Origin of the sequence: Pseudomonas sp. FP2338 (genome assembly GCF_030687515.1) — a bacterium.
Classification (GTDB): domain Bacteria; phylum Pseudomonadota; class Gammaproteobacteria; order Pseudomonadales; family Pseudomonadaceae; genus Aquipseudomonas; species Aquipseudomonas salomonii.
Window position 1 is genome coordinate 2,694,654 of the sequence record NZ_CP117436.1, and the last position, 13,609, is coordinate 2,708,262.

The window sequence follows — 13,609 nt, forward strand, 5'->3', positions numbered from 1 at the left end:
GCCACCGGTTCCAGTGATCGGTGCGGCACAGCAAACCCCACTGGACGATTCGGCAGGCGGTAATGGGGTACGTGCAGATACACAGAAAACGCCGTCACATATGCACCACCGGGCGCGGCGAGCGGCGTGATGTTCTGTCATTCCATTTCAAAGGAGTGACAACATGGTCGATTCACCCGAGTCTGCTTCGCCCGTTCCGCCAACGGGCGAAGCAACCCATTTAAAACTTCATGCCACCGAGAGCTTGCACGGCGACTTCCTTGAGAAAGCCAGCCCGCAATGGCTGATCGATGCCACGCCGGCACGCAAACAAGCGCTCAAGGAAGCCGGCACGAAAATGCCTGCCTTTTTCCAGAACGCTTCGCCCGAACAGCGCAGTGTGGTAACCAGCAGTGTGCTCGACAGTTTCATCGCGCAGACCCGGTTGGACAAAACGATGTCCACCTTCCAGGACATCAATGACTTTGCCAGGCCCTTGCTGCTTAAAGCCTTGAAGGACCAATACCAGGTCCAGGTCCAGGTCGATGTCGATAAAACCCTGCTTTGTCTGCGGCGTCCCCTGGCAATCGGGATTGCCGAAATAGAACTTGCGTCCTTCGATTTCCTGAAATTGTCCATGCTCGACGCTGCCCTGCATAACTTCGAGGCTTATGAGTGCGAGGAAGGGGCGTACCACAATACCTCGGGTTTTATCGAGGCCACCCCTACGCCCGGCACCTACCATGCAGTGACCGTCAACCTGACGGTCAGCCAGTTTCTGAGCCTGTGCCGCAGCCTGGATATCGGCGCCAAGTACCAGGCGTATTTGCAGGGCTTTTTCTACCCTGAGGAAGGCGCGACGCAAGTCACCTTGCGTGAGCACTTTGTCGCCAGCCACAAGGCTGCTGTTAAGGCAGCCGCCGAACAGGCGCTGCTCAAGGGCGATATCGAGCCTGCGGACCATCGGATGATTGTGTCGGTGATCAATGGTGAAGTTCATCCCTGGATGGGTGACAAGCAAGTCTGGTTCAGGACATTTAGCCTGATGAAGCTCAGGATGACCGGCTGCATAGCCTTCGTCATCTGCAAAAAATACACCTATCCCGATGAACTGATTCTGTATATCCCCCAGGATCCGGAGCATCCGCTCAAGCGCTACCGCTGGTCGCAGATGGAGGCCGAGTTCAAGCGCCTGTTCACCGCCCGCGACGCGGCAAAGCCCGATGATCCGTCGCCGACGCCTTACCAGGTGTTTTTCAGTCAGTTCGTGCCTTACGAAAAGAGAGGCTATTACTTCAGCCAGTTCACTCAGAAGGCCGCTGATTCACCGACAGACGTCTGGCGCTCGCCGTGGAGGAAAATTATCGACTTCGTCACGCCGCACTCCATTACCGGGATTAAAGAGCTGCCTCCCGAAAAGCCCGCGAAACTGGAGCCGAACAACAACCCGTACCTCTCGCCCTCGACGCTGGTGCGGCGCGGGCATGGCATATGGGCTGAAAATATCGACCTCTGGAAGTACTCCTACGAACAACATCGCGAGCGGCTCATCGCCGACGCCCGCGCTCACGCAGTGCCTACGGCGGATGTCGATGCCCGCGCGCGCGAAGCCAAGCTTGCGCATTTGCTGGAGCTGGGCATGCTGGGCTTGAACATGATCTCGATGTTCGTCCCGGTCCTGGGAGAGGTCATGATGGTGGTAATGGCCGGGCAATTGCTCTACGAAACCCTGGAGGGGGCGATTGAATGGGGCGAGGGCGACCTGAAGGCAGCCAAAGCGCACCTGATCGATGTGGCCGAGAACCTCGCACAGATTGCCCTGATGGCGGGTGTAGGCGCCGGGGTCAACAAGTGGAAAGCGGCCAACCCTGAACCGGTGATTGAAGCGCTGAGCCAAGTCAAGCAGCCCGACGGACAGGTACGGCTGTGGAAGCCGAGCCTGAGCCGCTATGAGAGCCCGGTAACCTTGGGCGCCGAGCTGCGCCCCAATACCATGGGCCAATACGTGAAAGAGGGCAGGACCTATATTCGTGAAGGCAGCAAGGTGTATGAGCAGTACTTCGACGACTCGCTGAAGAAGTGGCGGATCAAGCACCCCAGCGACTCTGAGGCGTACCAACCGATCCTCAATCACAACGGCCGAGGCGCCTGGCAGCATACACTGGAGCGGCCTTTGGAGTGGGATCGCACGACGTTGTTGCGTCGCATGGGGCATGAAACCGAGATGTTTACCGATCAGGAGTTACTCAAGATCGCGGATGTCAGTGGTGTCAGCGACAACACTCTGCGCAAGATGCATGTGGACCACACCGTTGCACCCCCTGAGCTGCAAGACAGTCTGCGCCTGTTCAAAGCCGATGCGGACGTCGCACGGGTGATCAAGCAGCTGGAAGGGGCGCAGCCGATTGATGATCTGTACCTGTATGCGTTGCCGCTGATCACGGATATGCCCAGATGGCCATCGGGTCGGGTTTTGGAGGTGTTCGAAGGCAATGAGCTGTCGGGGAAATCGGGCAAGTACACCGCTCGACAGGCGTCCAAGGGCGCTGCTGTAAAACCTTCCATCAAGGTGCATCGCGCTGACGTGCTTGGCGGCAATCTGTCCCGGCAGGTGCTGGCAGGGCTCGATGAGACCGAAGTCGTGCAGTTACTCGGAGCCGAGCCGGCACGGGTCTACGAATCGAGGCCACAGGAGTTCGACAAGCAGCTCGTCGATTACGCACGCCAGCGCCAACCGGCGATTTTTGACAGTATCTACAAGGGCACCGAACCGGTGAACAGCCGTATCCAACGGTTGCAGCGTGTTTGCCCGGGGCTCAGCGAGGCCGCCGCTCAAACGGTCATCGACCATGCCCTCCCCGATGAAATCGTGCGGTTTGACACCACGCAGCGCGTGCCTTTGAACCTGTTGGAGGAGGCGCGTTGGTATGCACGGGAAGGGCGGGTGACGCGTGCCTATGCGGGGCTGCGCAGCGAGGTCATGGGCCAAAGGGACAGTCGACGATTGGCGCTGCGGGCGCTGGAAAAACTTCCGGGCTGGCCGAGCACGTTACGCCTGGAAGTGCGTGACGGTAGTACCCACGGCACATTGCTCGACAGTATTGGGGCAGACACCGCGAGCGAGAAAAAATATGTGGTCAAACAAGGCCCCACCTTTCAAGCGTTCGACGAACAGCGGCAAGCGCTGAACAGCATACCCAGGGTCGGCGACAATTTCTTCGCTTCGCTGATGCACGCCATGCCCGACGAGGCCCGCCAGAGTCTGGGGCTGCCGCAGGTCAGTCAGCATGCAGAGTTGCAACAAAAAATCATCGAGTTGGCCGATCGGCATCGTATTGAGGCGCCAGGTTGGCTGGAAACACCCGGGCGCACCTTCAAGCCACCGGTCAGGGTCAGCGCCACATTGCTGGGTTACTACGCCAGTGGACGTGGTCCGGGCCTGAACCCGGCGATCACGCGTGAAGTGAACAAAGTTTATCCGGACATGCAGGAAGAGCACGTCCGCCAGTTTCTCTTCGAGCAAGCCAAGGCCGGCAAGAATGGCCGGGAGATTGCCACTCTGTTGCGTGAGCGTTTTAACGAACGGGTCCAGTTGGAGTCGACACTTGAGCAATGGGCCAATAACTCAGGATCTAACCGGGTCTACAATGAAGCGGCCGCGTACATGCTCAAGCGCAGCTGGAGCAGGTCTTTTCTCGCCGGCAAGGAGCCGGGCGCGGATGTGCTGACCATGACGCTGGCTGACCCTCTACCGCCACTGACGGCGGATTTTTCCCATGTGCGGGAGTTATGGGTAGGGGGCGCCGGCATACACGACGGTAGTGTCGATGGGCTGCTGAGCAGTTTCCCCAAGGTTGAAAAACTCTCGATCGATCCACCGCGAATGACGAGTCCGACGCTGGCCAACGTACCCCAGGCGCTGAGTGAACTGCAGGGCCTCAAGCATTTGGACCTGTATTTCAATGCCGCGCGCCTGGCACCCGAGTTGCCCTCGAGGCTGGCGGCATTGACCCGGCTCGAAAGCCTTGAAGTCGGTTACTTCGGCTTCAGTGGCGACTCGTTCAACGCCCTGGATCTAACGCCATTGCGGCAGTTGAAAAAGCTCACCATAAAGGCTCCCAATGTGCCGATGCGCTGGCCGGCGTATGTCCAGCAGCTCAGGTCGCTTGAACGCCTGGACCTGGGGCAGACAGCCATCTGTGAGCTGCCCATTTCGCTATATACCCGGCATGAATGGCTGTGGGCGGGGCTGTCCCTGGACTGGTCGAAGTTCACGCATGAGGCATTCATGCCTGCTTACGGCTACATCACCACCTACAAAGGCACGCCAGGGCTGCACGTGGTGAACCTGGACGAGATGGTCAGAGGGTTTGCCCGTGGAGAACTGGCAGTGCTGATGAACATGAACATGATCAGCGAGCGTTTGACGAACGCCGTGATGGCCCGGTGGGACACCGCGCAAACGCGGATGGCGGCCGTTGAGGTGCTGCGCGCTGAGTACGCAGGCATCTTCGGAAAGTTCTACCGCAAATCCCCTGTCGCCGGGTTCCGCAACCAGTTCGCGGTGGACGGCTGGAGGACAGGCGTCAATGCCAAGGTATTGCGCGCCCTTGAGAGCAACTGGCGTGACGTCGTGCGCAAACGCTATGGCTTGGAGGTTGATAACGACATTACGACGCTCCAACTGCCCGATGATAACCTGACGCTCGTGGATCTGAACGAGGAGCGCATTACCGAGTTGCCGGTATTGCCGGCCGGTACCTTTTCCCATGTAAAAACCTTGAATCTCAGTTGGTTGGACGGCTTGCCCGAGGCCCAGGTCAGCGGTTTCGTCCGGGCATTCGAAGGCGTCGAGAACCTGTCGATACGCTACAGTCGTCTCACCGAAATACCGACGCCCGCAGCTGGCCTGCCAGAACTGGCGCGACTGGATCTGTCGGATAACTCCATTGTGGTCACGCCCGCCGTACAGGCTCGACTCAATCAGTTGAAAAACCTGCAAGTGTTGAATCTGCAAAGTAATCTGCTGGGCACACTAGACGTCAGCGAGCTGACCAAGTTGACGGCGTTGAACCTGCGCCAGACCCATCTGCAGGCATGGCCGACGGGCGTCGAGCGCCTGGGGCAACTGACCGGCCTGGATTTGCGTGACAACCAGTTGACCACGCTCACACCGGCCGTCCTCAGTCACCCGGACGTACTGCTGTGCACTGAACTTGCAGGCAACCGATTCAGCCCCGAGGGTGAGGCTGCGCTGAACACCGCGCGGGGGCAAATCGAGACGACCAGGGGGTTGCCTGGCGGTACATTGAGTCGTTTTGCCCAAGAGCCGGCGCCGCCGGTGTTTGCGCCGACGGAAACGGCGGCCTCGATTGCCGCTCATTTGTTGCCGCCGCTTCCGGCAATCGAGGGCGCAATGGGACCTGCCGAACGCTTGTTACGGTTGAATTCGACATTGACCCCCGAACAGGCCGCGCTGAGGCTCGAACAGTTGCGCAACACGGGAATGGACGCCGAGGCGATAGACACACAGATCAACCAATGGTCCCGGGATCATGATGAGCTGACGCGCCAGTTGAATGGCTGGATCTTTACCCGCCAGGTGCGCACGGCCAATGGGCTGATTAGCGCCCAGAGTCGCAGCCAGGCTGCAGCCACCATCCGCTCCTCCTGGCAGCAGGGCGTGGTCGCGGGCCGCACCGGCGCCGCGGTTGAAAGCCTGAGCCTGCAAGGCTTGCAAACCGGTGATCTCCCAGAGCTTGCGGTGCAGCTTCCGCACGTTCGCAGCCTGGACCTCACAGCGGTTCAGTTGACGAACCAAGGCAGCAACGGATTTCTGGGAAGATTCCCGCAATTGACCCGGCTGGTTCTCAGCGGCAATGAGTTGACGGTACTGCCCGAAGCGGTGCAGCACATGGGGCAGCTTGAGCACCTGGCCTTGTATGCCAATCAGTTCCAGAATGCGTCCTCTTTGTCGGGGCTGGCCGGCGAGCGTCTGCGTTGGCTGGATCTGAGCCACAATGACCTGCAAGCGTTTGACGCTCGACCGTTCACGCGCCTGGAAACATTGAACCTGGGTTATAACCGCATCGCTCAATGGCCTGACGGCCTCTTGGACGCACAGCACGTGACCACACTGGACCTGAGTGGCAATAGTTTGACGGAAATTCCGGACGATGTGCTTCTCGATGGTCAACATGATGGCTTGGTTCTCGCAACGGACTTGTCCGAGAATGAACTCAATCCTTCTGATCTTCGGGCCATGCGCGATTACGGTATTGCCCGTGGTCGCACCCAGGAGGTGATGGGGATTTCGCGAGGCGACATGGACCGCGCGGCGCGCCGGCTCGATTCTGACTACGAGCCCGGCTCCGACTCACAAGGTTCTGATAACGATAGCAGCGATTCGGATTCCGACGGCGATAGCAATGATGCGATGGGGCAGGTGCAAGCGCCTGAGGTGCTTGTCAATCCGCACGCGGATGTTGCGCCGGCGGCATTGGAGCCATGGTTGAGCACGTCTGGCCGGGACGAAGTCGCGCAACGAACGACACTGTGGAACCAACTGGCACAGACGCCCGGGCACGAGCGGTTTTTCCATTTGATTTCTACCTTGCGTAACACCTCGGAATTTACCCTGCGTCGATCGGTTCTCATCCAGCGTCTATGGGACCTGATGGCGAATATCGCAGAAAATGCCGAGTTGCGCGCCTTGGTCTTCGCCGAAGCGGAAACCCACGCCGCCTGCGGTGATGGACGCATTCTGACGTTCAGCGAGATGAGCGTACGGGCCTATGAGTACCGTGCCTTGCGGGGCCTTCCGCCAGGAAACTCCGACCTGCGAGGCCGTGCTCTGCTGGACCTGGCGCGGCAGTTATTCCGTTTGCAAAGAACCGAGGAATTGGCCGAGGCGGCGGCGTTCCACGCCGACCGTGCCGAGGTCCGCTTGGAATACCGCATCGGCTTGACCAGCGGGTGGCCTGACGGACTGGAACTGCCGGGGCAGCCGTTGAGCATGCTCTATGGCAGGCCAATTGAAGGGACGGTGTTGGCGAGGGCCAGGGCAGGAGTTCTCGCGGCGGAAAACTCCACTGCGTTTATTGAATATCTGGTTGGCCAGCCCTCTTGGGTTGGCTACCTGGAGCAGCGCTACGCCGGGCCGCTGGCGGCACTTACCGATGAGTTCGATCAAAGGCTTGGCACCTTGGAGGATGAGCACATCGATCGATCGGATGCCGCCAGCCTCCAACGTTATGAGGTTGCGCTGGGGCAACTTGAGGTTGAGCGCCTCACTGCCCGCACCCAGAAACTGATGGAGCTGTCGCGCACGGAGATGCAACGGCTGGCGAGTATTGGTCGAAATGCGCCAGTGCCCGCTCCGCCGTCGCCTCAGCCCGGCCCGTCATGGCGCACGTAAGTCGCCCCTGACCTGGCCTGATCGACCTCAGTGGTCATAGCCCAGGTTCGGTGCCAGCCACCGTTCGGTCACGGCCAGGTCCTGGCCTTTGCGGGCGGTGTAGCTGGCAACCTGATCCTTGTCGACCTTGCCGACGGCAAAATACTGCGCCTGGGGATGGGCGAAGTACCAGCCGCTGACCGCCGCCGCCGGGAACATCGCGTAGTGCTCGGTGAGGAACACACCGCTGCGCCCGGCGTGCATTTCCCGCGCCTCGGGGTCGAGCAACTGGAACAGCTGGGCTTTCTCGGTGTGATCCGGGCACGCCGGGTAGCCCGGGGCAGGGCGGATGCCGCTGTATTGCTCCTTGATCAGCGCCTCGTTGTCCAGTTGCTCGTCCTTGGCGTAACCCCAGTGTTCCTTACGCACCTGCTGGTGCAGCCATTCGGCGCAGGCTTCGGCCAAACGGTCGGCCAGGGCCTTGACCATGATCGAGTTGTAGTCGTCGCCAGCGTCCTGATACGCCTTGGCGACTTCTTCGGCGCCGATACCTGCGGTGGTGATGAAACCGCCGATGTAGTCGGTTATGCCGCTGTCCTTGGGCGCCACGAAGTCGGCCAGGGAGAAGTTGGGCTTGCCGTCGGTCTTGATGATCTGCTGGCGCAGGTGATGCAGCTTGGCAATCGGCTGGCCGTCGTCACCGTAGACTTCCAGGTCATCGTCCTGCACCTGGTTGGTCGGCCAGAAACCGAACACCGCGCGGGCGCTGATGAGCTTTTCGTCGATCAGCTTGTTGAGCATTTCCTGGGCATCGGCGTATAGCGCGGTCGCCGCTTCGCCGACCACTTCGTCTTCAAGGATGCGCGGGAATTTACCGGCCAGGTCCCAGGAGATAAAGAACGGCGTCCAGTCGATGTATTCAGCCAGCACCCTGAGGTCGATATTGTCCAGCACCTTGGCACCGGTAAAGGTCGGGACCACCGGCGTGTAAGTAGCCCAGTCGAACTGCGGCTTCTTGGCGATGGCGGCCGGGTAGCTCAGACGCTCAGTGCGGGCACTGCGGTTAGAGGTGCGCTCGCGCACGTCGATGTATTCCAGGCGGGTCTTTTCGACGAATCCGGCCTTCAACTCCTTGGACAGCAGCTGCGTGGCCACACCCACCGCGCGCGAGGCGTCGGTGACGTAGATCACCGCGTCATTGCTGTACTTGGGCTCGATCTTCACCGCCGTGTGCGCCTTGGAGGTGGTGGCGCCACCGATCATCAGCGGCAGGTGGAAGTCCTGGCGCTGCATCTCGCGGGCCACGTGCACCATTTCATCCAATGACGGTGTGATCAGACCGGAGAGGCCGATAATGTCGCACTTCTGTTCCTTGGCCACTTGCAGGATTTTTTCCGCAGGCACCATCACGCCCAGGTCCACGATGTCATAGCCGTTGCAACCAAGCACCACACCGACGATGTTCTTGCCGATGTCGTGCACGTCGCCTTTTACCGTGGCCATCAGGATCTTGCCCTTGGCCTCCGGTTTGTCGCCTTTTTCCAGTTCGATGAACGGGATCAAGTGGGCCACGGCCTGCTTCATTACACGGGCGGATTTGACCACCTGGGGCAGGAACATCTTGCCGGCGCCAAACAGGTCGCCAACGATGTTCATGCCCGACATCAGCGGGCCTTCGATCACTTCGATCGGACGTGCGAACGACAGGCGCGACTCTTCAGTGTCTTCGACGATGTGCGTGGTGATGCCCTTGACCAGCGCGTGTTCCAGACGCTTGTTGACCTCCCAGCCACGCCATTCTTCGGTCTCGGCTTCCTTGACGCTGCCGTCGCCCTTGTACTTGTCGGCGATGGCGAGGAGGGCGTCGGTGCCCTCCGGGGTGCGGTTGAGCACCACATCTTCCACGGCATCGCGTAGTTCAGCCGGGATCTGGTCGTAGATCTCCAGTTGGCCGGCGTTGACGATACCCATGGTCAGGCCGCTGCGGATCGCGTACAGCAGGAATACCGAGTGGATCGCCTCGCGTACCGGATTGTTGCCACGGAAGGAGAACGACACGTTGGACACGCCGCCGGAGGTCAGCGCATACGGCAGTTCGTCGCGGATATAGGCGCAGGCGTTGATAAAATCGACAGCGTAGTTGTTGTGCTCTTCGATACCGGTGGCGACCGCGAAGATGTTCGGGTCGAAAATGATGTCTTCCGGCGGGAAGCCGACTTCATTCACGAGGATGTCGTAGGAGCGTTTGCAGATCTCTTTTTTACGCGCTTCGGTGTCGGCCTGGCCGGCTTCGTCGAAAGCCATCACCACCACCGCCGCGCCGTAGCGCTTGCACAACTTGGCGTGATGAATGAACTGCTCGACGCCTTCCTTCATGCTGATGGAGTTGACGATGCCCTTGCCCTGGATGCACTTGAGGCCGGCCTCGATCACTTCCCACTTGGAGGAGTCGATCATGATCGGTACGCGGGAGATGTCCGGCTCGCCGGCAATCAGATTGAGGAAGGTGACCATGGCCTTCTTCGAATCGAGCATGCCCTCGTCCATGTTGATGTCGATCACCTGCGCGCCGGCTTCCACCTGCTGCAGGGCGACTTCCAGGGCTTCGGTGTAGTTGTCTTCACGGATCAGACGGGCGAACTTGGCGGAACCGGTGATGTTAGTACGCTCGCCGACGTTGACGAACAACGAGCTGCGATCAATGGTGAACGGCTCCAGGCCCGACAGGCGGCAAGCCTTGGGAATGTCCGGGATTACGCGTGGCGCGTAACCGGCCACGGCCTTGGCGATGGCCTCAATGTGGCCCGGCGTGGTGCCGCAGCAACCGCCGACGATGTTGAGGAAACCGCTCTGGGCGAACTCTTCGATGACCTGGGCGGTTTGTGACGGCAGCTCGTCGTACTCGCCGAACTCGTTGGGCAGGCCGGCGTTGGGGTGCGCCGAAACGTGGGTGTTGGCCTTGTTCGACAGTTCTTCCAGGTACGGGCGCAGTTCGCTGGCGCCCAAGGCGCAGTTGAGGCCCACCGAGATCGGCTTGGCGTGTGCCACCGAGTTCCAGAACGCTTCGGTGGTCTGGCCCGACAGGGTACGGCCGGAGGCGTCGGTGATGGTGCCGGAAATCATGATCGGCAGTTCGATATTCAGTTCTTCAAATACGCCTTGCACGGCGAAGATCGCGGCCTTGGCGTTGAGCGTGTCAAAGATGGTCTCGATCAGGATCAGGTCGGCGCCGCCTTCGATCAGGCCTTTGGTGGCCTCGGTGTAGTTTTCCACCAGTTCATCGAAGGTCACGTTGCGGTAGCCGGGGTTGTTCACATCCGGCGACAGCGAGCAGGTGCGGCTGGTCGGGCCAAGCACGCCGGCGACAAAACGCTGCTTGTCCGGGTTCTCCAGGGTCTTGGCATCGGCGATCTTGCGCGCCAGGCGGGCGCCTTCGACGTTGAGTTCATAGGCCAGTTCTTCCATGCCGTAATCGGCCATGGAAATACGCGTGGCGTTGAAGGTGTTGGTTTCCAGAATGTCGGCGCCGGCATCCAGGTAGGCCTTTTCGATACCGCCGATCACGTCCGGGCGGGTGAGTACCAGCAGGTCGTTGTTGCCTTTGACGTCACTGGGCCAGTCAGCAAAGCGTTTGCCGCGATAATCCTGCTCTTCGAGCTTGTAGCTCTGGATCATCGTGCCCATACCGCCGTCGAGGATCAGGATTCGGTCCTTGAGGGCTTGATGAAGGGCTTGCAGACGAACGCTACGGTCGGACATGGGGCTACTCTGGTCAGGCATTTCGGAGGGCGTGAATCATAACAAACCTGTGCCGATTTAGAGCATGTCGTGGTTTTGCATGAATATCGTTCATGTTGGGGTGGGCCTTGGCCCGGTAGACTCGCCGGCACTTATTAGCGCACGCATTGAATCGGGACCGGATACATGTCACTTCGTCTACTCACCAGCGCCGTCCTGGCACTGGTCGCCTGCGTTGCACAGGCCAACGGACCCGCCCCGGCGATTTCCTATACCCGCGACATTCAACCGATCTTCACCGAAAAGTGCGTGGCCTGCCATGCCTGCTACGACTCCGCGTGCCAATTGAACCTGGGCAGCGCCGAGGGTGCGGCCCGTGGCGCGAGCAAAACCCCGGTGTATGACGGCGAGCGCAGCCAGGCCACACCGACCACGCGTTTGTTCTACGACGCATTCGGCAAACAGGCCTGGCAACAAAAAGGCTTCTATTCGGTACTCGACGCCCAAGGCAGCCAGGCCGCGTTGATGGCGCGCATGCTGGAGCTGGGGCAAAACGCGCCGCTGCAACCCAATGCCAAGTTGCCCGATGAGATTGTGTTGGGCCTCAACCGCCAAAACATGTGCGCCATGCCCGGCGAGTTCAATGCCTACGCCGGCAGCCATCCCAAGGAAGGCATGCCCTTGGCGGTCACCGGCCTGACCGACCAGCAATACCAAACCTTGCAGCGCTGGCTCGCCTCCGGTGCGCCGATTGATGAACAAGGCCTGGCGCCAAGTGCCAGGGAGGCCTTGCAAGTACAGCAGTGGGAAAACCTGTTCAACCAGCCCGGCGCCCGTGAAAGCCTGGTGGCGCGCTGGTTGTACGAGCATTTGTACCTGGCGCATATCTACTTTGAAAACGGCGAGCCGGGGCATTTCTTCCAGTGGGTGCGTTCGCGCACGCCAAGTGGCCAGCCCATCGACCTGATCGCCACCCGTCGCCCCAATGATGATCCCGGCACCCAGGTGTATTACCGGCTGTGGCCGGTGCAGGGCGTGATCGTGCATAAAACCCACATCACTTACCCGTTCAGCGCGGCGAAGTTGCTGCGTATCAAAGACCTGTTCTATTCCGGCGACTGGCAGGTGAGTGCCTTGCCGGGCTATGGCCCTGGTCGTCGTGCCAACCCGTTCGAGACCTTCGAAGCCATCCCGGCCAAGGCGCGCTACCAGTTCATGCTCGATAACGCCGAGTATTTTGTGCGCACCTTTATACGCGGGCCGGTCTGCCGTGGGCAGATCGCCACGGACGTGATCCGCGACAACTTCTGGACCCTGTTCCAGGACCCGGACCATGATCTGTACATCACCGATGCACGTTATCGCGGCCAAGCCACGCCGCTGCTGGCGATGCCGGGGCAGAACGATGACGTGGGCAGCGTGCTGAGCCTGTGGCTGGCCTATCGCGACAAGCGCAACCAGTACGAAGCCTTGCGCCGAGACAGCTACGCGGACGTGCCGCCGCCGAGCTGGTCGACCTTGTGGGCGGGGAATGACAATGCCTTGCTGACGATTTTCCGGCATTTCGACAGTGCTGCGGTGACCAAAGGCTTGATTGGCGATGTACCGCAGACGATGTGGTTGTTCGACTATCCGCTGCTGGAGCGCACCTATTACCAGTTGGCGGTGAATTTCGATGTGTTCGGCAATGTGTCGCACCAGGCCCAGACCCGGCTGTATTTCGACCTGATCCGCAACGGCGCCGAGCAGAACTTCCTGCGCCTGATGCCGGCCGATACCCGCGATGACTTTATGGATGATTGGTACCAGAACAGCGGCAAGCTCAAGCTGTGGCTGGACTACGAGGCGATTGACGACGACAAGCCAAGCGGCTTGCATCTGGATGAAAAAGACCCGAAACGTGACTTTGCCAACCAGTTACTGACGCGTTACGGCGATTTGAATGCCAGCCCGGATCCGATCAACCGCTGCACGGGCGCTTACTGCTCGCGCGATGGTATCGTCCCGGCGTTGCAGGACGCGGAGCAGGCGTTGAGCCGGCTGACATCGCGCCCGGCGGCGGGGCTCAAAGTGATTGATCAGTTGCCTGAGGCAACCATGCTGCGTATCGAGACCGCCAGCGGCAAGCGCGTGGTTTACAGCCTGCTGCGTAACCGCGCGCACAGCAATGTGGCGTTCCTGCTGGGCGAGGCTTATCGCTATCAGCCGGGGTTGGATACGGTGACGATCTATCCGGGTGTGCTTAGCAGCTATCCGAACTTCATCTTCAACATCCCTGCGCAGGAAGTGCCGGCGTTTGTGGCGGCCATGGAAAACGCCAAGGACGCCAAGCGGTTCGAGAAGATTGTTGATCGGTGGGGTGTGCGGCGCAGTCATCCGCTGTTCTGGCACTACTTTCACGACCTGTCGCAGTACATTCGCGAGACGACGCCGGTGGAAGAGGGTGTGCTGGATATGAATCGCTATGAAAACCTTTGATGAGGTGGATTGGTCTTT

Annotated in this window: 3 protein-coding genes; 2 read left to right on the forward strand and 1 reads right to left on the reverse strand. The window is 60.1% G+C overall.

The window, feature by feature from the left end:
* Nucleotides 1-163 precede the first annotated feature (163 nt).
* On the forward strand, nucleotides 164-7,396 hold the full coding sequence (locus tag PSH96_RS12360) for an NEL-type E3 ubiquitin ligase domain-containing protein (protein ID WP_305459492.1): 7,233 nt from the start codon (nucleotides 164-166) through the stop codon (nucleotides 7,394-7,396).
* A 27-nt stretch (nucleotides 7,397-7,423) separates the two neighbouring features.
* On the opposite strand, the gene metH is transcribed toward PSH96_RS12360, so the two are convergent.
* Nucleotides 7,424-11,134 carry a methionine synthase gene (gene metH, locus PSH96_RS12365; RefSeq protein ID WP_305459493.1) on the reverse strand — a complete coding sequence of 1,237 codons (3,711 nt, stop codon included), beginning with the start codon at nucleotides 11,132-11,134 and terminating at the stop codon, nucleotides 7,424-7,426.
* A gap of 165 nt (nucleotides 11,135-11,299) precedes the next feature.
* Here metH and PSH96_RS12370 point away from each other — a divergent pair, with 165 nt between their 5' ends.
* On the forward strand, nucleotides 11,300-13,591 hold the full coding sequence (locus tag PSH96_RS12370; RefSeq protein WP_305459494.1) for a fatty acid cis/trans isomerase: 2,292 nt from the start codon (nucleotides 11,300-11,302) through the stop codon (nucleotides 13,589-13,591).
* The last annotated feature ends 18 nt before the right edge of the window (nucleotides 13,592-13,609 follow it).